We start from the raw sequence: 24,523 nt of genomic DNA on the forward strand, positions 1-24,523 counted from the left end.
GTTGAAAATGAATAATAGATGGGAATGAAATAGGCAAATAGAAACAAAACAATAGCTGAAATACTAGTATATTTTAGTGTAAATACAAAGTTTTGCCAAATTTTAGAATATTATTTTTGTGATAGGGTTGATTTTTGTCCCACAAATATGTATAATATTTCTAATGGAAAGACAAAGGGCAATTAGCGTTGTTTATGCATAATGTCTGACTTTTAACAAACTGTACAAGAAAACGGGAGGAAATGAAAATGATGAACTTGGTGTATTTGGTGCCTATCTTTGGTATAGTGGCATTGGCGTTTGCTTTTGCTCTAGCTGGCAAGGTAAGCCGAGAAGAAGAAGGTACTGAAAGAATGGTGGAAATTGCAGCCGCAATTCGTGAAGGTGCAAATGCATTTTTGAAAGCAGAATACAAAATTTTGGTTGTGTTTTCAGCTGTGTTATTTGTTTTGGTTGGCTTGGGTGTAAACTGGATGACAGCAGTCTGTTTCTTGCTTGGTGCTGCATTCTCCACATTGGCTGGTTACTTTGGTATGAATGTTGCAACAAAAGCAAATGTTAGAACAGCAAACGCAGCTCGTGTTGGCGGTATGAATAGAGCACTTTCCATTGCTTTTAGTGGTGGTGCTGTAATGGGTATGTCTGTTGTTGGTCTTGGTTTGTTAGGTGTTGGTGCAATTTATGCATTCACAGGCAATGCAAGCATTTTGTTTGGCTTTGGTTTGGGTGCTTCCTTCATCGCTTTGTTTGGTCGTGTTGGTGGTGGTATCTATACAAAAGCTGCTGACGTTGGTGCTGACTTGGTTGGTAAAGTAGAAGCTGGTATCCCAGAAGATGACCCTAGAAATCCTGCTGTAATCGCTGATAACGTTGGAGATAACGTTGGTGACGTTGCTGGTATGGGTGCTGACTTGTTTGAATCTTATGTAGGTTCTATCGTGTCTGCAATCACACTTGGTATTGTTTACTTTGGTACAGAAGGTGCAATCTTCCCTCTTGCTTTGGCAGCAGTTGGTATTTTGGCTTCCATCATCGGTACTTTCTTTGTAAAAGGCGATGAAAAATCTGATCCACATAAAGCATTGAAAACTGGTACATATACAGCAGCGATTATCGTAATCATTGCTTCTATTGTAATGAGTCATATGTTCTTTGGTAATATGAAAGCGGGTATCGCAATCATTGCTGGTTTGGCAGTTGGTTTGCTCATTGGTATCATCACAGAAGTATATACATCTGGTGATTACAAATCCGTTAAGAAAATTGCAGATCAATCTGAAACAGGTTCTGCAACTACAATCATCTCTGGTTTGGCAGTTGGTATGGAATCCACAGCAGTTCCAATCTTATTGATTGCAGTGGGTATCTTTGTAGCATACTCTGTAAGTGGTTTGTATGGTATTGCTTTGGCAGCGGTTGGTATGTTGTCCACAACTGGTATTACAGTTGCTGTAGATGCATATGGTCCTATTGCTGACAATGCTGGTGGTATTGCTGAAATGAGTGGTTTGGATCACTCTGTACGTGAAATTACAGACAAATTGGATGCAGTTGGTAATACAACAGCAGCTATGGGGAAAGGTTTTGCAATTGGTTCCGCAGCCCTCACCGCTTTGGCATTGTTCGTATCCTATGCAGAAGCAGTAATGCTCACAGAAATCTCTATTTTGCAACCACGTGTTATCATTGGTTTGTTTATTGGTGGTATGTTGCCATTCTTGTTCTCTGCTTGGACCATGCAATCTGTAGGCAAAGCAGCATTTGAAATGATTGAAGAAGTAAGACGTCAATTCCGCACCATTCCTGGCGTTATGGAAGGTACTGCAAAACCTGATTATAAGAGCTGTGTAGAAATCTCTACAAAAGCAGCCCTCAAAGAAATGATGGCACCTGGTATTATGGCAGTTGCAGCTCCTTTGGTGGTTGGTTTGTTGCTTGGTACAGAAGCTCTTGGTGGTTTGCTTGCTGGTGCATTGGTAACTGGTGTATTGATGGCGATTTTCATGTCCAACGCTGGTGGTGCATGGGATAATGCTAAGAAATATATCGAAGAAGGTCACCACGGTGGTAAAGGTAGCGAAGCACATAAAGCAGCTGTTGTTGGTGATACTGTTGGGGATCCATTCAAAGATACTTCAGGTCCATCCATCAACATCTTGATTAAACTTATGACTGTTGTTTCCTTGGTATTTGCTCCATTGTTCATGACAATTGGTAGTCTTTTGTAAAATGTAAGATTTAGAGGTGCAGATTTTGTCTGTACCTCTTTTTTTTCTGTTGTTTTATGATACAATAGTTGTAGGGCACGCATTGCATGCGTGCCGCCTCAAATCGACGACCAACGAAAATCGGACTGTAAACCAACGGGATGTCGGGGACGCTTTTGGGGCAAAGCCCCAACACTCTACAAGACCATAAAACTGAAAAGGCGCTTGTAGGGAACGACCCCTGTGTCGTTCCGCTATAAATCATCATAATCATATCGAAAGGAGCAAAATCATGGCATTGGTCAAGATATTGTGTTGCAAATGTGGTACTGTGCAAGAAGTGGAAAACCAGAAATATATGAATCAAATACAGAATACCCACTGCATCCATTGTGAAAGACTTATGGACATTGCCCTTGGAAATAAAATATATTTGGCGGTAGAAGAAGATGGACAGATTCCAGATGGCTTTGCAGAAAGAATGTCAGATTTTAGCCTGATCATAGACAAAATCTTGGAGGAATACACAGGAGAAGCCAAAGAAGTTGTCATTCCCCAATGGGTGACATCCATTAGAACGGACGCCTTTCGAGATGCGAACCATATCACATCTTTGGTCATACCAGAAGGTGTGACCAAAATAGAAAAGGGAACCTTTCAATATTGCAGAAACTTGGAATCTGTTGTGTTGCCAGAAAGTTTGGAAGAAATCGGTTTTGCTGCCTTTCAAAACTGTAAACAACTGAAATCCATTGTCATACCCAAAAATGTAAGGAAAATTGACAGTAATGTGTTTCAAGATTGTAGCGGGCTGCAATCCGTTGTCATATCAGAGGGAATTGTGGCATTGGGGTTGGATATGTTTCGTGGGTGTACAAGCCTCAAATCTGTGCAACTGCCAGAAAGTCTGGAGAACCTGAGTGACTCATTTCAAGGCTGTAGTAGCTTGCAATCCATTGTACTGCCAAAGCATTTGCAAACCATTGGTTCAAGTGCATTTTGTGGTTGCACTGGATTGACAGACATTGCAATTCCAAATACTTTAAAAATGTTGCAAGCGGGTGCGTTTTGTGGGTGTACTTCCCTAAAAGAAGTTCATATCCCATTGGGTGTGAATTGGGTTGGAGAGTCTGCGTTCAAAGGCTGTACCAACTTGAAAACTGTGACCATTGCAGATGGCGTGGAAATAATTTGTGGGCGTGCATTTCAAGGTTGTACCAGCCTGCAATCCATTGTACTACCAGATAGTATCAAAGAAATAAAGAGCAGTGCCTTTTCAGGGTGTAGCAGCTTGGAAACCATAACCATACCAGCAGGTGTGCAAGTGTTGGATGACTTTGCTTTTCAGGATTGCAAAAGGTTGAAATCGATTTCTCTTCCTTATGGATTGAAAAAAATCAAATTGTATACGTTCTGGAATTGTACCAGCTTGGAAAACTCGGAGTTGCCAAATAGCCTGACCGAAATTGAGTCATCTGCTTTTGAAGGGTGTAATGATTTAAAAGAGGTTGTCATACCAAATAGTGTGACCCATCTAGGCTCATGTGCATTCAGTAATTGTAGAGGATTGACCACCATTACCATTCCGGATAGCGTTATTATGTTACATGCAAATGATTTCATGGGATGTGAAAGTTTGACAACGGTACACGCCTCCCAGAGATTGCTAACCCACTATATAGGCTGTTTCGTAGGCACACCATTTCATAAAGAAGTGCAAGAAAAGGCAATGGCGCCGTACAGGCAACCAACACAAACAACAGGCGGTTGTTATATTGCAACAGCGGTGTATGGTTCCTATGATTGTCCAGAAGTTTGGACATTGCGACGTTTTCGTGATACAATCTTATTGCCACATTGGTATGGCAAAGGATTTGTAAAACTGTACTATGCTGTGAGTCCAACCATGGTGAAATATTTTGGCAAATCAAAGGCGTTCAAAGGTGTGTTCCAACCAATGCTTGATGGCTTGGTTCGGAAATTAAATCAAGCAGGAATATCCAATGCATCATATCGGGATTGACTGGATATATTTTAAATGCTCTTGTAGGGGCGATTCACGAATCGACCGTTCCATCCAAATACCACAAACCATCAATATGTACTTATAGGGAATGTATCCTCGACATCCCGTTGTGAATCACTATAAAATGTAAATATATCATAATACCACGAAACGGAGCGATGAGGGCATCACTCCCTACAAAAAACGAAATTTAAAATATATTGTACTTGTAGGGGCGATTCACGAATCGACCGAAACACAATACAAAAAGGAGAACTTATGGAAACCATTATTTTTGCAACAAAAAACAAAGGAAAAATCAAAGAAATCAATGCCATTTTGGCAGATGTACCAGACGTGGAAGTTGTTTCCATGGAAGAAGCAGGCATCACTGTGGATGTGGTGGAAGATGGCACAACATTTGAATCCAATGCCATGAAAAAAGCAATTGAAATTATGGAAGCAAGTGGTAAAATCACTTTGTCTGACGATTCTGGCTTGGAAATTGATGCTATGGACAAAGCACCAGGTGTGTATTCTGCTCGTTTTATGGGGGAAGATACTCCATACCCAGAACGATTTGTGGCAATCTTTGAAAAGCTCAAGGATGTGCCAAAAGAAGGTAGAACCGCACGCTTTGTCAGCTGTATTGGCTGTGCATTCCCTGATGGCAGAAGATTTTCTACATATGACACAGTAGAGGGTTACATTGGTTATGAAGCAAAGGGTGAAAATGGCTTTGGTTATGATCCAATCTTTGTTTCAGATGAATTGGGTGAATGTTTGGCTGTGGTATCCCCAGAAGAAAAAAATCGTATCAGCCATAGAGGAAAAGCACTTCGTAAAATGAAAGAAATTTTGAAAGAGGAATTGATAAAATGAAACTATTGATATTCAGCGATAGCCATGGCAGAATAGACGCAGCAAAAAGTATCATAGCGCATTTGGAAGGAAAGGTAGACGGTGTTATGCATTTGGGTGATCATGACACAGATGCAGAACGTTTGCAAAAGATGTTTCCAAGTATGCCCTTTTATATTGTACGTGGAAACAATGACTTTGGTGGCACTGCACCAGCACATCGTATGGTGACATTGGGTGGCAAACGCCTTTTGATGACACATGGACATAAACATCGTGTCCATTGGAATTTGCAAACCATTGCCTATTGGGCACAGGAACAGCTTGCAGATGCTGTGTTCTTTGGACATACCCATTATCCAACAAAAGAGGAATCAGGTGGTGTCTTGATTTGCAATCCAGGCAGCATATCTTTGCCAAGGGATAGTCGTATACCCACCTTTGCAATTTTAACCATTGAAAGAGGACGTATGGAAGTTGCAATCATGGAATATGATGAAAAAACAGGAATTAAAAGACGTTGTTGAAAAAATATATGTGCTAGAAATCCAGTAAAATCAAGGGTTTCTGGTTTTCCTATGGAAGAAATAGAAATTAATTGAAAAAAAGTGTTGACATTGTTCGGAATTTATGGCATAATATCTCTTGCGTGACTGATGTGGATCAGTAGCTCAGTTGGATAGAGCAACGGCCTTCTAAGCCGTGGGTCGGGGGTTCGAATCCCTCCTGGTTCATCACGTTTGCGGGTGTAGTTCAATGGTAGAACGTCAGCCTTCCAAGCTGAACACGAGGGTTCGATTCCCTTCACCCGCTTTTTTTATGCCAAAATGGATATCACATTATATTTTTGCATATCACCACTGTATTGGAATGGATACGGTGGTTTTTTTGTACCATAAAACAGTGGTTTGGATTATATGTCAGATGGGAGTAGAAAATGAAGTATTATGTAGCACCACTAGAAGGCGTCACAGGCAATGCATTTCGCAATGTCCACCATAAATACTTTCCAGGAGTGGATAAGTATTACATGCCCTTTATCACGCCAACAATGCACCATAGATTTTCCAAAAGAGATATTTTGGAAGTCAGCAAAGAAACCAATCAAGGGCTGGTGGCTGTACCACAAATTCTGACAAAATCAGCAGATGATTTTATTTGGGCAATGGAAAAGTTTTTGGATTATGGATATGACGAAATCAACCTCAATGTAGGTTGTCCATCAGCGACTGTGGTTTCCAAAGGAAAAGGTAGCGGTTTGTTGCGAGATTTGGAACATTTTGATCAGCTTTTGGAGAAGATTTTCAATAAAAATCAAGAGAACATATCCATCAAAACCAGAATTGGCATTGAAGATGAAGCAGAGTTTCATGCAATCATGGAAGTATACAATCGTTATCCCATCAAAGAATTGATCATTCACCCAAGGTTGCAACAAGATTTTTATAAAAATCCAATCAAAATAGAAGCGTTTCAAAGAGGGATTTTGACTTCCAAGAATCCTGTTTGCTACAATGGTGACATTCTTACAAAAGAGGATGTCCTAGAAAAAGAAAAAAAATTTCCACAGTTGGAGAGTCTTATGATTGGTAGGGGTATCATAAAAAATCCTTCTTTGATCAGTGGTATCAAAGGCGATTTTGTTTTGGAAAAATCTGTATTGGAAGCGTTTCACAATGAATTGTTTGCAGAGTATACAAGGACTTTTGAAAGCAAAAACAATGGGATGATGCGTATGAAGGAATTATGGTCATATATGGCGATTCTATTTGTGGAGAAGGACAAGGTAGCAAAGAAGGTGCATAAGTGCAAAGATGCAAAGCAGTTTACTCAGTTGACGAAGGAAATATTTGAGGGCTACCAATTGTGTAGTGAGTTGGAATTAAGAAATCAATAACGAAATAATCATGCAGAGCAGAGCTGAGAAATTGGTTCTGCTTATTTTACTTGAAGAAACAAGTAGAAGATTTATTATGAAAAACTATTGTAAAAATACTACTTATATGCTATACTATTTTAGCAATCCTATAGCAAAGATGTTTTGCGTAGATTGTTTTTTTATGCCAGTTGTATGGATATTTGAAATTTGCTTGACAGATGGAAGAATATCATGTACACTATTGAGTACATGCGGGCGTGGCGGAATTGGCAGACGCACCAGATTTAGGTTCTGGCGGGAGACCGTGGGGGTTCAAGTCCCTTCGCCCGCAGGTTAATATCGTATTCTTTGAGGATACGGTATTTTTTTGTTCAATTTTATGATTTGAATGCATATATTTGCGAAGTGAAATGTAAAAAAATAGGAGGTTTTCTTGTCAAGTTCCATGAGCTTTGTCAGGATATAATGATGAAGAAAACCCTGTAATTTAAAGGTTTTTCTTAATTTTTTATGATTTATCAAAAAACAGTTGACAGAACCCAAATGGATATATATGATATACCGTGTTACCAAAAAATTGCATATCAAATCACAAGGATTTGCAAGCAACTGTAAAAATATGAAAGTTATGGGGTTATGAAAATGAATGAGAAAAAAATGCGTATTATTATGGCGATTGCAGGTGTAGTGATTTGTGCTTTGGGAATTGCTTTTTGTAAATGTGCTTTGTTGGGGACAGATCCTTTCCAATGCTTCCTAGCAGGTATAGATAATATTATACCATTGAGTTTTGGAACGGTACATATCATCATCAATGTTTTGCTGTTGATTCTAATGCTTGCTGTGGGTAGAAAGTACATGGGTGTAGCAACCTTTGTAAATATCTTCCTTTTGGGATATATGGTGGAATTTTTCATGTATGGAATCAATTCCATGTTTGATGAAGTGACATTACTTTTGCAAATTGTGTATTTGGCAATCGGGATTTTGGTTCTTTGTTTGTCTTTGGCATTGTACTTTACAGCAGACTTAGGTGTTTCTGCTTATGATTTCATTGCTTTGTTATTGGAAGAAAAAGGTGTTGCAAAATTCAAATATTGTAGAATTGCAACAGATTTGATTTGTGTAGTTGCTGGATTTTTCTTAAATGCAGTCATTGGTGTTGGAACTTTGATTACAGCGTTCTTTATGGGTCCATTGGTTGCTTATCTTCGTAGCACCATTGCAGAGCCATTGTTGGCAAAATACCAAGACTAAAGCAAAGTTATTTATATTGTGTAATAAAGTATTATAGGAGTACTGATCATCATTTCAGGATAGTTCAATCTGAGGTGATGACAGTACTTCTTTTTTTCTTTTTTAAGATATGCATTGCTAAGATTGAAATAACGGGCGACCACGCAGGGGCGCCCCTACAGTTTGTTGGGGAACACTTATTTTGAAAAGGGACTTGAGCATAAAAAAAGATGGAGATATGGAATCCCCACCTAAATTTATTGATTTATATTGTTTTAGAATTATGCTTCTTCTACTTCTTCAACTTCTTCTTCAGCAACTTCTTCTTCAACAACAACTTCTTCTTCAGCAACTTCTTCTTCAGCAGCAACTTCTTCTTCAGCTACAACTTCTTCTTCAGCCACAACTTCTTCTTCAGCTACAACTTCTTCTTCAACAACAGCTTCTTCAGAAACTGTTACCAAGTTGATTATTCTTGCTTCGCTATCCCATTCTACGCCAAAGCCAACAACGTCGCCCAATTCACGCAATTGGAAGTAGTTGTAACCAGCAATGTTGTAAGCATCCATAGAAACTACTTCGCCATTGAACATAATGCTTTGTACAGAAACTTCTGCTTTTGCATCTTCAAGAACTTCTACAACTTCTTCAACAATAACTTCTTCAACAACTTCTTCTACAACTTCTTCAGCAATTTCTTCAACAGCTTCTTCAGCAACTTCTTCAGCGATTTCTTCAACTGCTTCTTCTTCTACTTCTTCAGCAATTTCTTCAACAGCTTCATCTTCAGCAACTTCTTCAGCAATTTCTTCTACTTCATCTTCAACAACTTCTTCAACTACGATTTCTTCGTCATCAACAACGCCAGATGTCATAGTTACTGTTTTGGATTCTGCATCATAACCAACTGTGAAAGCAGCATCTGTACCTTCCAAAGCTGTTGCAACATCTCTCAATTTGAAGTATGTGTAACCATTGATTGTGTAAGCACCAAGTTCAATGCTTTCGCCATCAACTGCGATAGCAGCATTACTTACTGTAGCGTCAACTGTTTCAGCCAAAGCAACGGAAGTAGTACCCAATACCAAACATGCTGCAAGTGTCAAACTCATAAATTTTTTCATAATACGTCTCCTTTAAATTGTAAACTTTTGTAAGTGACAAAACCTAATACCTACATTATACGTAGTATTGTAAAAAAATCAAGAGACTTTTGCATAAATGTGAAAGAAATATGTAAGAAATATTAAGAATTTTTATTTTTATGAAGAAAATGTGATGAAAAATGCGGATTTCCTAGAAAATGGTAGGCATATGTCAAAAAAAGAGCACAGATTCAATCTATGCTCTTAAAAATACAAATCAAATCAAATTATTCCAATTAAACTTAACGAGACCTAATATGCATGTACATATCTTAATTATGTAGGGTACGCATTGTATGCATTCCGCTTTCAGTACGCATACAATGCGTACCCTACAAGATATAAAAGCCCTTTTATATTTAATTGGGACATCAAATCAAAGAAGATGCATCTTGTCGATAACAAGCATATACATCCACACTCAAAACAGAAGTACCTTTATAAATGACATTGTTTTCAAAATAGAGATTCAATTGACCAAAGATAGTTTCCACATCTTCTTTGGTGGTTGCAGTCATAAAAGCAACGTCCATATCATCTGGAGTCATATCCACATCGTTTCTGGAAATGGTGAAGGTGTTTTCACGAATGGACAATAGCACACCCAAATAGACATCACTTTCCAAGCAAATGGCAGAGTCAATACCGCCTTCTGCCAAACCATATTCATTGAATGCACAATGTTGGATATATAGGCTTTCAGTAATGGGGATTTTGTTGATGAGGACTGCTTCGTGTTGATAATCGTTGAAGGTACAATAATCAATTGTGGTATCTTTTCCAGTGTTTATGATGTGCAAACTTCCTTGGTCAGCACCATTGCCATTGAAGGTGATTCCAGAAATATATACCGTTTCATCTGTATCCACTTCCAAGATGATGTTGTTTAGGCTTGCACCAGTCAAAGAAACAAATTGACAAGCTTCTGTGATGGTAACGGTATCACCAACTGCACCATAAAAATCACCCACTACAGAAATGACAGGTATGTCTGTTGTGGCACCAGAAATGGATTCATCAATGAGCTGTTGCAAAGCTGCTGCACTGTAACCAACAACTTCAGAAGTTGTATCTTCATCTACTGGAGACGAATCAATTACTGTAGACAAATCAATGGTTCTGGTATCTGCATCCCAATGGACACCAAATCCAAGAGCAGTGCCCAAATCTTGCAATTTGAAATAGTTGTAGCCACCAATGTTATAGGCTTGCAAAGAAGTTTCTGCACCATCGAGCAAAATGCTTTGTGTGGAGATTTCAGCAGAAGCATTTTCAGTTGGAAGTTCACCAAGTTCAGAGCCAGTGGCAGTGTAAGCAGTAGCAGAAGTCAAAGAAATGGATTTTGCTGTGGAATCATAACCAACTGCAAAATTTGCATCTGTACCATCCAAAGCAGCAGCAATATCACGTAATTTGTAATAGGTATATCCATCAATATTATAGGCACCAATGGTGATATCAGCACCATCAATGGTCATGGAAGCGTTGCTAGGAGTTGCAGTGGTGGAAGCTGCCAGAACAGTGGAACCCATTCCCAAAATCATACAAAGTGCAAGTGTAAAACCGAGTCTTTTTTTCATTATGAACACTCCTTTTTATAGAAAATAAATTCTTTTGTATAATTAGATTATACGACAGAAATTGGAAATTGCAAGGGATAAGCAGAATTTGTCGAAACTTTAATGGAAGGAATTGCAGGTGACTTTATATTGACAAAGTATCTGTTTTCCTTTATATTTGAGTAAAAAAAGAGGTGGCATATGCGAATTGGTTCTGGATATGATGTACATAAATTAGTGGAAAATAGAAAATTGATTTTGGGTGGTGTGGAAATTCCATATGAAAAAGGTCTGCTTGGACACTCAGATGCAGATGTTTTGGTACATGCCATTATGGATGCGTTGTTGGGTGCTTTGGCACTTGGCGATATCGGCAAACATTTTCCAGATACAGATGAAAGATACAAGGATGTAGATAGCCTAGTTTTATTATCTGAAATTTTGGACTTGATTTTAGAAAAAGGTTATGGTATCATCAACATAGATTCTACGATTATTGCACAAAAGCCGAAATTGGCAGGGTATATTCCCCAAATGCGTCAGCATATTGCAAAGACTTTGTGCATAGAATTGGAACAGGTGAATGTGAAAGCAACCACAGAAGAAGGTTTGGGTTTCACAGGTGCTGGTGAAGGCATTGCGGCAACTGCTGTTTGTCTTTTGCAGAAACAATAAATACAATTGCATATGGAAACAGGTTATGAGGAAAAAGAGTAGTTTTTGGAGGTTCCACAGAGAAGAGCGACCTAGAATATAGTATATTCTATGGGTGGAAGTCGCTTAGGAAGTGAAGAAGATGAAGTGCGTTTCGGAACCGAATGGGCGAACAGTTGAGTAGTCCATTACGTTGACTGCGTTATGGTCATGAGTGAAGGGAAATGTCCCTTGGTTTGTTGGAACTGTACACTCAAAGTTGGTAAAGTGGAATAACGAGGATATGCTTCGTCTTTGCGTGTGTGCAAAGATGAGGCTTTTTTTATTGCAATTTCTAAATTGTAGGAAAAGGAATATTCTATGACGTAAGGGTATTTATATTTTACGAAGTCAAATATAGTGAAGAGTGAATGGTGAATAATGAATAGTTTGAAATGTTGCAAATGAAATATGCAGCTGTAGGGGCGATTCACGAATCGACCGCAAAACCAAGGATTCTTCGTCGCTACGAAACTCTCCTCAGAATGACAGTACGTTGGCATATGCTTGTAGGGGATGGCGTCCCCGACATCCCGTCATAAACAGCCACAAAGTTCAAATGTGCTACAACTGTAGGGCAGGGGCTTGCTCCTGCCGTCATCAACAGCCACTACACAAAATAAGCATATGCTGTGGTTGGAACAAACCACAATCAATAACATAGTTATATCAATATAGAAAATCTAGGAGGAAAAGAATATGATCCAAGATATGATTCGTGTCATCAAAGAAAAAGATCCAGCCATCAAAAGCACAGCAGAGGTGTTGTTGTATCCAACCTTTTGGGCAGTGCTCAACCATAGAATTGCCCACAATTTATATTTGAAAAAATGCTTCTTCGTTGCAAGACTCATTTCCCAATTGTCCAGATGGTGTACAGGAATTGAAATCCATCCAGGTGCAACCATTGGCAGTGGTTTCTTTATTGACCATGGTATGGGTGTTGTTATTGGTGAAACAGCAGAAATTGGCAACAATGTTATGTTGTATCATGGCGTAACTTTGGGTGGTACTGGTAAAGATAAAGACAAACGTCATCCAACCCTTGGCGATAATGTTATGATTGGCGCAGAAACCATTGTTTTGGGTGCCATCAACATTGGTAGCAATGTAATGATTGGAGCAGGTTCTGTTGTGACACAAGACATTCCAGATAATGTAACAGCAGTAGGATCACCTGTTATGATTGTGCGTAAAGATGGTCATCGTATTCCACCAACAGCACCAGAAACATTGACAGGCACCAAAAAACGTGCTATTTAATTGTCACAAAATGCAGGTATAACGCAACTGTAGGGGCGATTCACGAATCGCCCGTTAAGAACCACCACAAATCCTTACAAATCCTTGAAATATCAATGTTTTCATTGTATTCATTGGATTTATATGGTATGATATTATGATGGAAAAAGTAGAGAACATCCAGCACTCTACGAGCGCTTGGATACATTTGCTACGCAAATGATGGCACAAATAAAGTAATTATACACACAAGTGTGATAATTGCTTCCTTTGCACCACGCTTTCTCCACTTTTATAGAATTTTATGGTTTGTACCATTAGTATAGTAACCTAATAGATACGAGAAGAAAGGAAGAAAAACATGAAATTATACAACACACTTACAAGACAAAAAGAAGAATTTGTACCAATTGAAGAAGGCAAAGTGAAAATGTATGTTTGTGGTCCTACAGTGTATGACTACATTCACATTGGAAATGCACGTCCTTATGTTGTATTTGACACAGTCAGAAGATATATGGAATACAAAGGTTATGAAGTGACTTATGTACAAAACTTCACTGATGTTGACGATAAAATCATCAATCGTGCAAACAAAGAAGGCACAACTATGACAGAAATCTCAACAAAATACATCAATGAAGCATTCCACGATGCTGATGGTTTGAATGTCAAACGTGCTTCTGTGCATCCTCGTGTAACAGAAGAAATGGATTTGATCATCGAAATGGTCAAAGAATTGGAAGACAAAGGACACGCTTATGCAGTGGATGGCACTGTATACTTCGACACAAAATCCTTCCCAGAATATGGTAAACTTTCCAGAAAGAACTTGGATGATTTGATTGCTGGTGCAAGCGATCGTGTCACTTTGGATGAAGCGAAAAAAAGCTCCACAGACTTTGTTTTGTGGAAACCGAAAAAAGAAGGAGAACCAAGCTGGGCATCTCCATGGGGTGATGGTAGACCAGGCTGGCACATTGAATGCTCTGTTATGGCAAAACATCACTTGGGTGATAGCATTGACATTCATGCTGGTGGTGAAGACTTGGTATTCCCTCATCATGAAAATGAAGTGGCACAAAGTGAAGCTTGCAATGGTGTGCAATTTGCAAAATATTGGTTGCACAATGGTTTCATCACTGTAGACAATGAAAAAATGTCCAAATCTGTAGGGAACTTCTTCACAGTACGTGACATTGCATCCCATTTCCCATATGAAGTCATTCGTTTCTTCATTTTGAATGGTCATTACAGAAGCCCAATCAACTTCAGCGATGAGTTGATGAAAGCATGCCAAAATGGTTTGGAACGTATCAAAAATGCAAAAAAAGAATTGCGTTTCTATATTGAAAACACAGCAGATTCTGCTATGACAGAAGAAGAAGTGGCACAATCTGTGGAACTTGGCAAATACAAAGAACAATTTGAAACTGCTATGGATGACGATTTCAACACAGCAGATGCAATTTCTGCAATCTATGAGTTGGTTCGTTTTACAAACACTGGTGTCAAAGCTGGCGTTTCCAAAGCATATGCAGTGGCAATGGAAGATATGCTCATCCATCTTTGTGATGTTTTGGGTATTGCACAAGCAGAAGAAGTGGCTGTGGATGAAGATGCAGCTAAAATTGAAGAACTCATTGCAAAACGTGCAGAAGCAAAGAAAGCAAAAGATTTTGCAGCAGCTGATGCAATTCGTGATGAACTTTCTGCTATGGGTATCACCATCAAAGATACACGTCAAGGTGTACAATGGTTTAGAGGTTAAGTATGAACGAAAAACAACTAGACTTGATTTTAGGTGGCAGTGGTGTGGTCAATGCAAGGGAGTTTTCTCCTTTGGCACTGGCGTATATTGGTGATGGCGTCTTTGAACTCTTTGTTCGTTTGATGGTTATGAGTGAAGGCAATATGTCTGCCAATAAATTGCACAAAAAAGCACGTGATATGGTGAATGCAAAGGCACAAGCTGAGTTGTATTTCCGCATTGCAGAAGAATTGACAGAAGAAGAAATGGCAGTGTTCAAACGTGGTAGAAATGCAAAATCCTTCACTACACCAAAACATGCAGACCTGATGGATTATAGACATGCAACAGGTGTAGAAGCTTTGTTTGGATATTTGTATTTGCAAGGAAAGAAAGAACGTGCTTTGGAATTGTTCCGCATGGGAATACAGGAAGTGTAAAGAGAAAATAGTATAATGTGAATCAAACGGGTTGTCGAGGACGCCAACCCCTACAAATTCAACGCAATGTAGGGAGCGTAGGTGGTACTTTGCACCGTAGATTTGACCGTTCCGTATGCGACAACATAAACATAGCAATTGTAGGGGCGATTCACGAATCGCCCGTTATTTATCAATAGGAGGACTTTAGTGGAAAAGAAATTTAGCAAAAAAGATAGACCAGAAGGCAAAAAATACGCAGGTATGCCTGATTGGAAAGCAAAACAAGCAACATTTCGTGTAGACAAATATGCAGATGCACACAAAGAAGAAAATGCAAATCAATTTGAAGGCAGAAATGCTGTTTTGGAAGTGATCAAAAGCGGTAGAGATGTTGAAAAATTGATGGTGCAAAAGGGTAATGTAGAAGGTTCCATCAAACAAATCGTGGCAATGGCATTGGAAAAAGGCATTGTTTTGCAAGAAACCAGTCGTCAAAAAATGGATGAAATTTCCCAAACCAAAAATCACCAAGGTGTGATTATTGTTGCTTCTGCCCATGAATATGTGGAAGTGGAAGATATTTTGGCTCTTGCAAAAGAAAAAGGTGAAGATCCATTTATCTTGATTTTGGATGGTTTGACAGACCCTCATAACTTGGGTGCAATCTTGCGTACAGCAGAATGTTCTGGTGTGCATGGTGTTATCATTCCAAAAAGACGTTCTGTAGGTTTGACTGCAACTGTTGGCAAAACTTCTGCGGGTGCTGTGGAATATATGCCTGTTGCAAGGGTTACAAACATCACAAAAACAATGGAATACTTGAAAAAAGAAGGTCTTTGGGTTGGTTGTTCTGACATGCGTGGTTCAGATTACTTCGATAGCAATATGACAGGTCCTTTGGCTTTGGTCATTGGTAGCGAAGGTGATGGTGCCAGCAGACTTGTAAAAGATAAATGTGACTTTACAGTGGCAATCCCTATGTATGGCAAAATTGAATCTTTGAACGCTTCTGTAGCAGCTGGTTTGCTCATGTATGAAGTGGTTCGTCAAAGAAACTTCAAAAAATAAGTGTTACAACCAAAGCAGGTGATGTGATGTCATCTGCTTTTTCCTAGCCATGCCCCCCTAATCAGAACCCGCAAAAACCCTCTTATTTTGCGAATTTCTTCTTCATCGTCGTCACCAGAGCTATAGCTATGCCCTCCTCCTCTTCTTCGAAATTCATCAAAATAAGAAGGTTTTTGTTCACAGAAGATTTTCAACCTTACAGACTTCGAGAACAAGGAAGACGATTGAGGCGTACCCAAAGGTACGGTGATTGAGGATAACGCAGTAATCGGAGCTTGTAAGGCTGAAAAGCCGTGGTTCGGGTTAGGGAAGCATGGCTATGCAAACAAGAAACAAATGGCACATCATTAGGAGGGCATATGTATCGTATTTTAGAATTGTTGCGAAAGAAAAATGATTTTCTGTCAGGTGAAGAAATTGGTCAAAATCTTTCCATTAGTCGAGCTGCTGTTTGGAAGGGGATTCAAAAACTCAGAGAAGAAGGATATGAAATTGAAGCCATTACCAACAAAGGATATCGCTTGGTTGTATTTGAAACCATGTACAACAAAAGAGAAATCCTAGAAGGCTTGCAAACCAAAACCATGGGTAGAAACTTGTATTTCTATGAAAAAACAGATACCACAAACGCTTGCATACGTACATTGGCTTTGGAAGGTGCAGAAGAAGGTACTTTGGCTGTGGCAGAGTATATGACAGCTGGACGTGGTAGAATGGGCAGACAGTGGGTTGCAAAGGGTGGTACTGGCATTTGGATGAGCCTTTTGTTACGTCCCAATATCCATCCAACAAAAGCATCTACATTGACTTTGTTGGCGGGGCTTGCAGTTTGTGAAGCCTTGGAAGCAGAAGGTATTGCAGGTGTAGAAATCAAATGGCCAAATGATATACTACTGAATGGGAAGAAATTGGTGGGTATCCTAACAGAAATGGATTGCGAAATGGAAGCGGTCCATTATGTGGTTTTGGGTATTGGCATCAATGTGAATACTGTGGAATTTCCAGAAGAATTGCAACATATTGCAACGTCTATCTATCAGGAAACAGGCAAAACCCATTCCAGAAAACGTTTGTTGCAACGTGTATTGCTTTCTTGGGAAGGAATTTATGAAGCATTTTTGGAAGTAAATTGTGATTTTTCCCTATTCCAAAAGAGATATGAAAACAAGTGCTATACCCTTGGAAAAGAGGTTTCTGTACTGGGAAAAGAACGTTTTGTGGCAACTGCTATGGGCATTACACCTGAAGGCGAATTGGTTGTGATACGTAGAGATACAGGCAAAGAAGAAGTGGTATTTTCTGGGGAAGTATCCATAAGAAAGGAGCAAACAAATGAGTAAAAAAGTATTGGCAGCAGCCAGCTGTGTGGAACAAAAATATTTTTTGGAAGCAGAATTTTCCAAATTACCAGAACAAATTCAAGAAGAAATCAAGGTGATTTGTGTGACCTTGGCAGAAAAGTTGGGGTGTACCTTCTTGATGGGATTCTATGAAGATGGTGAATTGTATTTTGAAACCATCAAATACGAAACAGATATCAATTTTGATGAAATTGGTGCTGAATTGGAAATCAAAGAATTGCGTCGCAAAAAGAAAGAATTGTTGGCATCTTTGGAATTGTGGTATCGTGTATTCTTCACAAAAGAGGGTGCAAAGGAAGTGGAATTAGGAATTAGGAATTAGGAGTGAGGAATTGGAAGGAAGGATTCTTTGTCACTACGTTCCTCTGAATGACAAGGCGTTTGTCATCCTGAGTTTTTGACATATAGAGGATTGCTAAGCAGTCCTATTTTTTTGTCTCAAATCCATAAAAAGACAAAAATCTTTGTAGAAAAAATAACGAAAATGTCAAAATAATGTTGCATTTATTCCTTTACCTGTTATAATAATGCATAAGGTGACGGGAGTTGAACCCACTGTGTTCAATTCCCGCCACCTTAAGGTATTCTATTGAATTTGATGAGAAGACAAGGATGTGAGAAGAAATCTTCCATGTACCATTGTTTTGCAGATTGTAGAATATCAAAAATAACCAAGTAGTCTTATATCAAATGAGTGAGAATGAAAGGAGCATGTACTTATGAATGAAAGATATTTTTTGCGAGACAAAATTCCAAAGAGGTGTTTTGGTAGACACTGTTGTTTCGTTGTATATAATTGGGAGAATGTTCTATGATTTTGGTGATAGATGTAAGCAATACCAACACCGTAATTGGTGTGTTTGAAGGAGAAGAGTTGGTTGCAAACTGGCGCTTGTCCACAATTAATGCAAGAACTTCAGACGAAACAGGTAGTCTCATACGTTCTTTGTTCAGCCACAACGATATTTCTGTTTTTGATATCGAAGCAGTTGTGGTTTCTTCTGTTGTGCCAGATATTATGTATTCCTTGACAAATGCCATTAGAAAATACCTCAGACACGAAGCAATGGTCATTGGTAGTGGTATGAAAACAGGAATCAATCTGCGTATGGAAAACCCAAAAGAAATGGGTTCCGATCGTATTATGAACCTTGTGGCAGCAAATGAGCTGTATGGAGGACCTGCAATTGTCATTGATTATAGCACTGCAACCACCTTTGATGCCATTGATGAGCATGGAGAATTTTTAACAGGGATTACAGCACCTGGGGTGCAAGTATGTGCAGAAGCTTTGTATGAAAGAGCAGCAAAATTGCCTAAATTTGAAATCAAAAGACCAGAAAGCATCATCACAAAAACCACTGTGGAAAGTATGCAAGCAGGTCTTGTCATCAGCCACATTGGCGAAACCATCTACATGATTGAAACCATCAAAGAAGAATTGGGTCTTCCAGATATGAAGGTCATTGCAACTGGAGGTATGGGTCATGTCATTGATGAAAAAGGTGAAATTTTTGACGTATACGATTCTGTTTTGTCACTCCAAGGATTGCGTTTGACTTATGAAAAAAATAAAGTGAAAGGAGGAAAATGCAGATATGTTACTGGTAATTGATGTGGGCAATACAAATCTTGTTCTGGGTGTGTATCATGGCAATCGTCTCATCAAAAGTTGGCGTATGACAACAGGTGCCAATAGAACAGCAGACGAAACAGGCATTTTCATCCATGAATTGTTTGATACAGCAGGCTTTGATTGCAAACGCATTCAAGCAGTGATTATTTCCTCTGTTGTGCCAGATATTATGTATTCTTTGACACAAGGGATACGTAAATATTTTGGTATCGAAGCCATGATTGTCAGCAGTGGTATGAAAACAGGGATTGTGGTGAAACGAGATAATCCAGCAGCAGTTGGTGCAGATCGTATTGTGGATTTGGTGGCAGCCAATGAAATTTATGGTGGACCTGCAATTGTCATTGATTATGGCACTGCAAATACCTTTGATGTCATCAACGAAAAATCAGAGTTCATTACAGGTTTGATTACACCAGGCATTGGTATTTGTGCAGATGCTTTGTATCGTAGAGCAGCACAACTTCCAAAGGTGGAAATCAAAAAACCAAAGTCTGTCATTGTGAAAAACACAGTGGGTAGTATCCAAGCGGGTCTTGTAATGGGGCATATTGGACAAACCAAGCACATCATCAAAACCTTGAAAGAAGAATTGGATATGCCAGATATGAAGGTCATTGCAACTGGCGGTTTGGCAAAAGTCATTGATCCAAATAAAGAGATTTTTGATATTCTAGACCCTGTTTTGACATTGAAAGGTTTGCAAATTTTGTATCATAAAAATAAATGAAAACGGAGCGATGGGGGCATCGCTCCCTACGTGTTCTGGATGACAGTATGAATCAACCATGTTTGTCATTCAGAGGAGCGAAGCGACGAAGAATCCAAAGGGTGGAGTAATCTACCCTTTTTTATTTGGAAATATAAGGATTTATTGCAACAGGATTGCTTGTAGGGGCGTTCCTATGTGAGCGCCCGTGATACGATTGAGATTTCATATGGTTGCTGATACAAATACAGAAAATTCTCTTAAATATCAAGGATTTTCCTTGCATGTATCAGGGTTCTTTGGTATGATAAAAGCCATGAAAAAGGAAGGTGTAAGAATGAAAATTGGAAATTTGGAATTGGATAATAATGTGTTTTTGGCACCTATGGCAGGCGTTACGGATTTGCCATTTCGCTTGTTGTGCAAAGAAATGGGCTGTGGCTTAGTCTATTCGGAAATGGTCAGTGCAAAGGGCATTATGTATGACAATCGCAATACAGAGGATTTGCTGACAGTGGAAACAAAAGAAAGACCTGTGGCAATCCAATTGTTTGGTTCGGATCCTAAAATTTTAGGAGATATGGCAAAGAAAATTGAAGGCTATGATTTCGATATCATAGATGTAAATATGGGATGTCCAGCACCGAAAATTGTACGCAATGGAGAAGGTAGTGCACTGACAAAAGACCCTATGCGAGTGGGTGAAATTGTAAAAGCCTTGGTGGAGTCCCAAAAGAAACCAGTCACCATCAAATTCAGAAAAGGGTTTGATGACAACCACATCAATGCGCCTGAAATTGCAAAAATTGCAGAAGACAATGGTGCAGCAGCAGTGGCAGTGCATGGTAGAACACGAGAGCAATATTACAGTGGCAAAGCAGACTGGGATATCATTCGTCAGGTGAAAGAAGCGGTTTCGATTCCCGTTATTGGCAATGGAGATGTATTCCAACCAGAAGATGCAAAGGCTTTGTTTGATGCAACTGGTTGCGATGCCATTATGGTTGGACGTGGTGCACAGGGGAATCCTTGGATTTTCAAACGTATTTTGCATTATTTGGAAACAGGAATCATTTTACCTGAACCAACAGCAGAAGAACGTGTAGAAAAGGCACTGCGTCATGGAAAAATGCTTGTGGATTATAAAGGTGAATATATTGGTGTGCGTGAAATGCGTAAACATATGGCTTGGTATATGAAGGGGCTTTCTGGTGCTGCGGAATTGCGTGGTAAATTGAATACCACTGAAAATATGACAGAAATGGAAAACTTGTTATTTACCTATTTGGAAAATCATAGATAAATTGTCACAAATAAACCAATATAATTGTAGGGTACGCATTGTATGCGTGCCGAACGTGGAATGAATACAATGCATTCCCTACAAAATCACAAAATAAAAATATACTGCAATTGTAGGGGCTACCTGTGGTTGCCCGTTGTCCATCACCATCAAAATATGAAAGGAGCACACCATGGTACAATTTGGAAACAGTTGGGATACAGTTCTAAAAGGCGAATTTGATTTGCCCTATTACAAAGAATTGCGTCAGTTTTTGAAAGCAGAATACAAAACACAAACCATTTATCCACCGATGGAGGATATTTTCAATACCCTAAAAGGCACTGCTTATGAAGATGTGAAAGTGGTCATTTTGGGTCAAGATCCCTATCATGGTGCTGGTCAAGGTCATGGATTTGCATTTTCTGTGCAACCAGGCATCCAAACACCACCATCTCTACGCAACATGTATAAGGAATTGGCAGAAAATTTGGGTACCTACATTCCAAATAATGGATATCTCTTACCTTGGGCAAAGCAAGGTGTTTTGATGCTCAATGCAGTTTTGACAGTTCGAGAAGGACAAGCCAATTCCCATAAGGGCAAAGGTTGGGAACACTTCACAGACCATGTCATTGCAGAGTTGAACAAACGTGAAGAACCCATTGTATTCTTGCTTTGGGGTAGGTTTGCACAAAACAAAGGTGCTTTGGTGACCAATCCACAACATTTGATTTTGAAAGCAGCACATCCAAGTCCATTGTCTGCACATAATGGTTTCTTTGGTTGTAAGCATTTCTCCATGACAAATGATTTCTTGGTGAAAAATGGAATGAAAGCAATTGATTGGCAGATTGAGAATTTGTAGAGGCAATACCGTATAATCCTAATTGCAAGATTTACGAGTGGATTTTTTTGTCATAATCATAAAAAAACGGAGGCGATATCGGAAATATCGTCGAGTATTTTTGATGATTATGACGGAGAAATAAACCTTAAAGGTTGTGATATAGGGTTGTACAGTGTTGCCTAGGAGGAGCAATATATGAAATCAATACGTTTGGATAAATATTTGTCGGATATGGGTGTTTGCACCAGAAGTGAAGCTAGGGATCAAATCAAAAAGGGATATGCCACTGTAAATGGTGATAAAATTAGAAAAGCAGATGTCAAAATCAATCCAGAAGCGGATGAAGTCACCTATCGTGGACGTGTGTTGAACTATCAGCAATTTGTGTATTATATGCTCAATAAACCAGCTGGTGTGGTGTCTGCAACGGAAGATAAAAAGGATAAAACGGTGTTGGAGTTGTTGCCCAAACCATTTCCAAGGGATGTATTTCCTGTTGGACGTTTGGATAAGGATACAGAAGGCTTGTTGCTCATCACAAATGATGGGGATTTGGCACATAACCTGTTGTCACCCAAAAAACATGTAGACAAAACATATTTTGCAAAAGTAGATGGTATCTTGACAGAAGAAGATGTGAATCTGTTCAAAAAAGGCGTGGATATTGGTGAAAAAAACTTGACGCTACCAGCAACTTTGGAGATTTTGTCTGTGGATGATGTGGAAGAATACTCCACTTGTCACATCACCATATCAGAAGGTAAATTCCATCAAATTAAAAGAATGTGTCTTGCAGTGGGCAAAGAAGTGATGTATTTGAAACGTCTTTCTATGGGTAGTTTGCAATTGGATACAACACTTGCTCTTGGTGAATCCAGACCATTGACAGATGAGGAATTGCTGGAACTTCAGAATAGATAAATATATTCATAAATTGTAGGGTTGGGTCTTGACCCAACCGCCATATTGCAATCAATGAAATTGAAATTTTGTATAAAAAAATGCATTTCTTCCATACTAAAAAGAAAAAGGAGGCAATGCATATGAGTAAATTTGCAACTGGTTTATTGATTGGTGGTGCTGTCACAATGGCAGGTATGTCTTATTTGTTACAAGACCAAAGAACCTACCGTAAAATGGTCAGAAAAGGTAAGAAAATGGCTGTGAAAGCAGAAGAAGTCATTGATGATATGATGGATGATGTTATGGACTGAAAGATGCCCCATTTGGGGTGTCATTACATAGAAAGAAGGATTGTATGAACGAATTATTGGTATTTGGTACAGGAAATGCAATGGTCACCAAATATTATAACACTTGTTTTGCACTATTCGATGGCAATGAATATTTTATGGTGGATGCTGGTGGTGGCAATGGGATTTTTGCTATCTTGGAGCAGATGGAAGTGCCATTTCAAAAGATACACCACATCTTCTTTACCCATGAACATTCAGACCATATCCTAGGTGCTGTTTGGATGGTGAGAAAGATTGGAACTTTGATGAATCAAGGGAAATATGAAGGTGATTTGCATATCTATTGTCATAAAGATTTGGTGGATACCATTGCAACCTTATGTCAGTTGACGTTGCAAAAGAAGGTATGTAATCACTTTGGTGAGCGCATTTTGTTGATTCCTGTAGAAGATGGTGAAGAAAAGCAGATTTTGTCTTATGATGTGACATTTTTTGATATCCACTCTACAAAAGCAAAACAATTTGGGTTCACTGCAAATATGAATGATGGTCAAAAACTGACTTGTTTGGGGGATGAACCATACAATGAAAAATGCCACCAATATATTGCTGGGAGTGATTGGATGCTTTGTGAAGCCTTCTGTTTGTATGGGGATCGTGAACGTTTCAAACCATATGAAAAGAACCATAGCACGGTGAAAGAAGCCTGTGAATTGGCAGAAGAATTGGCAATACCCAATGTGGTGTTGTGGCATACAGAAGACAAAACAGCACCCAATCGCAAAGAATTGTACACAGCTGAAGGCAAAGAACTGTATCATGGCAATTTGTTGATTCCTGATGACAAAGAGCGTATTTTATTGTGAAAAATGTCCATTTGAAACTTGCAGAAGAATACGGTATTATAGATGAGGTAATGGCGAAATATGGGCGAATTTGTATTTCGTGGGCGTATTTTAAGAGTGGATTCATTGAGGAGGATAAAATGAAAAAACGAATTATTGCATCTTTCATCACAGCAGTTTGCATGGCTATGATTATGTCATTTGTACAAGCAGTTTGTAACGTAGGGTTGTTTTCAGACGCATTTATGCATGTTTGGTTGAGAGCTTGGAAAATCAGCACCATCGTAGCAACACCTGTTTCTTATTTCTTGCCATCACGAGTGGCAAAGTGGGTAGATACACACGTTTCTTAATGAAATGATAAATGAAAGGCATATTCCTTTTGACGGAGTATGTCTTTTTTTGATGGAGATTATTTATATTTTACGTAGTAAAATATAAGGCTAAAAACTAATGGTGAATGGTGAATGACTTGAATACACTTCATCAAACGGGATGCCCGGGACGCCATCCCCTACAAAAAATATAAATGTGCGACAATTGTGCTCTTTTCATCATAAATTGCCACAAAACAAAT

At 39.0% G+C, this 24,523-nt stretch carries 23 protein-coding genes and 3 tRNA genes; 24 read left to right on the forward strand and 2 right to left on the reverse strand.

Going from position 1 to position 24,523, the window contains the following annotated elements; genetic code table 11:
• The first annotated feature begins 248 nt into the window (after positions 1-248).
• From MJY40_RS03025 to MJY40_RS03065, 9 genes are all read left to right on the forward strand, one after another.
• Entirely contained in the window at positions 249-2,228 is a 1,980-nt protein-coding gene (locus MJY40_RS03025; RefSeq protein ID WP_317856399.1) for a sodium-translocating pyrophosphatase, read from the forward strand.
• A 271-nt stretch (positions 2,229-2,499) separates the two neighbouring features.
• The gene (locus tag MJY40_RS03030) at positions 2,500-4,230 is read left to right on the forward strand and encodes a leucine-rich repeat domain-containing protein (RefSeq protein WP_317855605.1); all 1,731 of its coding nucleotides are present in this window, start codon (positions 2,500-2,502) and stop codon (positions 4,228-4,230) included.
• Between the two features lie 261 nt (positions 4,231-4,491).
• Complete coding sequence (gene rdgB, locus MJY40_RS03035; protein WP_317855606.1) at positions 4,492-5,094, forward strand: RdgB/HAM1 family non-canonical purine NTP pyrophosphatase; 603 nt, start codon at positions 4,492-4,494, stop codon at positions 5,092-5,094.
• The gene (locus MJY40_RS03040; protein WP_317855607.1) at positions 5,091-5,600 is read left to right on the forward strand and encodes a metallophosphoesterase family protein; all 510 of its coding nucleotides are present in this window, start codon (positions 5,091-5,093) and stop codon (positions 5,598-5,600) included. The genes rdgB and MJY40_RS03040 overlap by 4 nt, the downstream gene beginning before the upstream one ends.
• 133 nt (positions 5,601-5,733) lie before the next feature.
• Positions 5,734-5,807, forward strand: a tRNA-Arg gene (locus MJY40_RS03045).
• Between the two features lie 8 nt (positions 5,808-5,815).
• Positions 5,816-5,886, forward strand: a tRNA-Gly gene (locus tag MJY40_RS03050).
• Between the two features lie 124 nt (positions 5,887-6,010).
• Positions 6,011-6,970: a tRNA dihydrouridine synthase gene (locus tag MJY40_RS03055; RefSeq protein WP_317855608.1), complete on the forward strand. Its 960-nt coding sequence runs from the start codon at positions 6,011-6,013 to the stop codon at positions 6,968-6,970.
• 233 nt (positions 6,971-7,203) lie between these two features.
• Positions 7,204-7,283, forward strand: a tRNA-Leu gene (locus MJY40_RS03060).
• A 311-nt stretch (positions 7,284-7,594) separates the two neighbouring features.
• Complete coding sequence (locus MJY40_RS03065; RefSeq protein WP_317855609.1) at positions 7,595-8,209, forward strand: YczE/YyaS/YitT family protein; 615 nt, start codon at positions 7,595-7,597, stop codon at positions 8,207-8,209.
• 260 nt (positions 8,210-8,469) lie between these two features.
• Here the strand turns inward: MJY40_RS03065 and MJY40_RS03070 are convergent, their stop codons facing one another.
• Positions 8,470-9,312 carry a hypothetical protein gene (locus MJY40_RS03070; RefSeq protein WP_317855610.1) on the reverse strand — a complete coding sequence of 281 codons (843 nt, stop codon included), beginning with the start codon at positions 9,310-9,312 and terminating at the stop codon, positions 8,470-8,472.
• Between the two features lie 392 nt (positions 9,313-9,704).
• On the reverse strand, positions 9,705-10,913 hold the full coding sequence (locus MJY40_RS03075) for a stalk domain-containing protein (protein WP_317855611.1): 1,209 nt from the start codon (positions 10,911-10,913) through the stop codon (positions 9,705-9,707).
• A gap of 180 nt (positions 10,914-11,093) precedes the next feature.
• Here MJY40_RS03075 and ispF point away from each other — a divergent pair, with 180 nt between their 5' ends.
• The 15 genes from ispF (at position 11,094) to MJY40_RS03150 (ending at position 24,299) form a co-directional block, all read left to right on the forward strand.
• The gene (ispF, locus tag MJY40_RS03080) at positions 11,094-11,567 is read left to right on the forward strand and encodes a 2-C-methyl-D-erythritol 2,4-cyclodiphosphate synthase (protein WP_317855612.1); all 474 of its coding nucleotides are present in this window, start codon (positions 11,094-11,096) and stop codon (positions 11,565-11,567) included.
• 717 nt (positions 11,568-12,284) lie between these two features.
• Complete coding sequence (epsC, locus tag MJY40_RS03085) at positions 12,285-12,848, forward strand: serine O-acetyltransferase EpsC (RefSeq protein ID WP_317855613.1); 564 nt, start codon at positions 12,285-12,287, stop codon at positions 12,846-12,848.
• A gap of 340 nt (positions 12,849-13,188) precedes the next feature.
• Positions 13,189-14,598 carry a cysteine--tRNA ligase gene (gene cysS / locus MJY40_RS03090; protein ID WP_317855614.1) on the forward strand — a complete coding sequence of 470 codons (1,410 nt, stop codon included), beginning with the start codon at positions 13,189-13,191 and terminating at the stop codon, positions 14,596-14,598.
• 2 nt (positions 14,599-14,600) lie between these two features.
• Entirely contained in the window at positions 14,601-15,017 is a 417-nt protein-coding gene (locus tag MJY40_RS03095; RefSeq protein WP_317855615.1) for a Mini-ribonuclease 3, read from the forward strand.
• 189 nt (positions 15,018-15,206) lie between these two features.
• Entirely contained in the window at positions 15,207-16,067 is an 861-nt protein-coding gene (gene rlmB / locus MJY40_RS03100) for a 23S rRNA (guanosine(2251)-2'-O)-methyltransferase RlmB (RefSeq protein ID WP_317855616.1), read from the forward strand.
• Between the two features lie 359 nt (positions 16,068-16,426).
• Entirely contained in the window at positions 16,427-17,407 is a 981-nt protein-coding gene (locus MJY40_RS03105) for a biotin--[acetyl-CoA-carboxylase] ligase (RefSeq protein ID WP_317855617.1), read from the forward strand.
• Entirely contained in the window at positions 17,400-17,750 is a 351-nt protein-coding gene (locus MJY40_RS03110; protein WP_317855618.1) for a DUF6145 family protein, read from the forward strand. The genes MJY40_RS03105 and MJY40_RS03110 overlap by 8 nt, the downstream gene beginning before the upstream one ends.
• A gap of 489 nt (positions 17,751-18,239) precedes the next feature.
• On the forward strand, positions 18,240-19,043 hold the full coding sequence (locus MJY40_RS03115) for a type III pantothenate kinase (RefSeq protein ID WP_317855619.1): 804 nt from the start codon (positions 18,240-18,242) through the stop codon (positions 19,041-19,043).
• Positions 19,027-19,794: a type III pantothenate kinase gene (locus MJY40_RS03120; RefSeq protein WP_317855620.1), complete on the forward strand. Its 768-nt coding sequence runs from the start codon at positions 19,027-19,029 to the stop codon at positions 19,792-19,794. Before MJY40_RS03115 ends, MJY40_RS03120 begins: the two co-directional genes overlap by 17 nt.
• 316 nt (positions 19,795-20,110) lie before the next feature.
• Positions 20,111-21,076, forward strand: a complete 966-nt coding sequence (dusB, locus tag MJY40_RS03125) for a tRNA dihydrouridine synthase DusB (RefSeq protein ID WP_317855621.1) — start codon at positions 20,111-20,113, stop codon at positions 21,074-21,076.
• 172 nt (positions 21,077-21,248) lie between these two features.
• Complete coding sequence (locus tag MJY40_RS03130; protein WP_317855622.1) at positions 21,249-21,923, forward strand: uracil-DNA glycosylase; 675 nt, start codon at positions 21,249-21,251, stop codon at positions 21,921-21,923.
• Between the two features lie 177 nt (positions 21,924-22,100).
• Positions 22,101-22,826, forward strand: a complete 726-nt coding sequence (locus MJY40_RS03135) for a pseudouridine synthase (RefSeq protein WP_317855623.1) — start codon at positions 22,101-22,103, stop codon at positions 22,824-22,826.
• A gap of 122 nt (positions 22,827-22,948) precedes the next feature.
• Positions 22,949-23,119 (forward strand): hypothetical protein, encoded by a 171-nt coding sequence (locus MJY40_RS03140; RefSeq protein WP_317855624.1) that lies wholly within the window; start codon positions 22,949-22,951, stop codon positions 23,117-23,119.
• 44 nt (positions 23,120-23,163) lie between these two features.
• Positions 23,164-23,967, forward strand: coding sequence for an MBL fold metallo-hydrolase (locus MJY40_RS03145; RefSeq protein WP_317855625.1), 804 nt, complete (start codon positions 23,164-23,166; stop codon positions 23,965-23,967).
• Between the two features lie 119 nt (positions 23,968-24,086).
• Positions 24,087-24,299 (forward strand): DUF2798 domain-containing protein, encoded by a 213-nt coding sequence (locus tag MJY40_RS03150; protein WP_317855626.1) that lies wholly within the window; start codon positions 24,087-24,089, stop codon positions 24,297-24,299.
• Positions 24,300-24,523: the final 224 nt, after the last annotated feature.

The sequence above is a fragment of the Chakrabartyella piscis genome (assembly GCA_030067835.1).
Lineage (GTDB): Bacteria > Bacillota > Clostridia > Lachnospirales > Anaerotignaceae > Chakrabartyella > Chakrabartyella piscis.

Bases quoted from the DNA above. Each gene is read 5' to 3' on its own strand.
- MJY40_RS03025 (WP_317856399.1), top strand. From the start codon at position 249: ATGATGAACTTGGTGTATTTGGTGCCTATCTTTGGTATAGTGGCATTG.
- MJY40_RS03030 (WP_317855605.1), top strand. From the start codon at position 2,500: ATGGCATTGGTCAAGATATTGTGTTGCAAATGTGGTACTGTGCAAGAA.
- rdgB (WP_317855606.1), top strand. From the start codon at position 4,492: ATGGAAACCATTATTTTTGCAACAAAAAACAAAGGAAAAATCAAAGAA.
- MJY40_RS03040 (WP_317855607.1), top strand. From the start codon at position 5,091: ATGAAACTATTGATATTCAGCGATAGCCATGGCAGAATAGACGCAGCA.
- MJY40_RS03055 (WP_317855608.1), top strand. From the start codon at position 6,011: ATGAAGTATTATGTAGCACCACTAGAAGGCGTCACAGGCAATGCATTT.
- MJY40_RS03065 (WP_317855609.1), top strand. From the start codon at position 7,595: ATGAATGAGAAAAAAATGCGTATTATTATGGCGATTGCAGGTGTAGTG.
- MJY40_RS03070 (WP_317855610.1), bottom strand. From the start codon at position 9,312: ATGAAAAAATTTATGAGTTTGACACTTGCAGCATGTTTGGTATTGGGT.
- MJY40_RS03075 (WP_317855611.1), bottom strand. From the start codon at position 10,913: ATGAAAAAAAGACTCGGTTTTACACTTGCACTTTGTATGATTTTGGGA.
- ispF (WP_317855612.1), top strand. From the start codon at position 11,094: ATGCGAATTGGTTCTGGATATGATGTACATAAATTAGTGGAAAATAGA.
- epsC (WP_317855613.1), top strand. From the start codon at position 12,285: ATGATCCAAGATATGATTCGTGTCATCAAAGAAAAAGATCCAGCCATC.
- cysS (WP_317855614.1), top strand. From the start codon at position 13,189: ATGAAATTATACAACACACTTACAAGACAAAAAGAAGAATTTGTACCA.
- MJY40_RS03095 (WP_317855615.1), top strand. From the start codon at position 14,601: ATGAACGAAAAACAACTAGACTTGATTTTAGGTGGCAGTGGTGTGGTC.
- MJY40_RS03105 (WP_317855617.1), top strand. From the start codon at position 16,427: ATGTATCGTATTTTAGAATTGTTGCGAAAGAAAAATGATTTTCTGTCA.
- MJY40_RS03110 (WP_317855618.1), top strand. From the start codon at position 17,400: ATGAGTAAAAAAGTATTGGCAGCAGCCAGCTGTGTGGAACAAAAATAT.
- MJY40_RS03115 (WP_317855619.1), top strand. From the start codon at position 18,240: ATGATTTTGGTGATAGATGTAAGCAATACCAACACCGTAATTGGTGTG.
- MJY40_RS03120 (WP_317855620.1), top strand. From the start codon at position 19,027: ATGTTACTGGTAATTGATGTGGGCAATACAAATCTTGTTCTGGGTGTG.
- dusB (WP_317855621.1), top strand. From the start codon at position 20,111: ATGAAAATTGGAAATTTGGAATTGGATAATAATGTGTTTTTGGCACCT.
- MJY40_RS03130 (WP_317855622.1), top strand. From the start codon at position 21,249: ATGGTACAATTTGGAAACAGTTGGGATACAGTTCTAAAAGGCGAATTT.
- MJY40_RS03135 (WP_317855623.1), top strand. From the start codon at position 22,101: ATGAAATCAATACGTTTGGATAAATATTTGTCGGATATGGGTGTTTGC.
- MJY40_RS03140 (WP_317855624.1), top strand. From the start codon at position 22,949: ATGAGTAAATTTGCAACTGGTTTATTGATTGGTGGTGCTGTCACAATG.
- MJY40_RS03145 (WP_317855625.1), top strand. From the start codon at position 23,164: ATGAACGAATTATTGGTATTTGGTACAGGAAATGCAATGGTCACCAAA.
- MJY40_RS03150 (WP_317855626.1), top strand. From the start codon at position 24,087: ATGAAAAAACGAATTATTGCATCTTTCATCACAGCAGTTTGCATGGCT.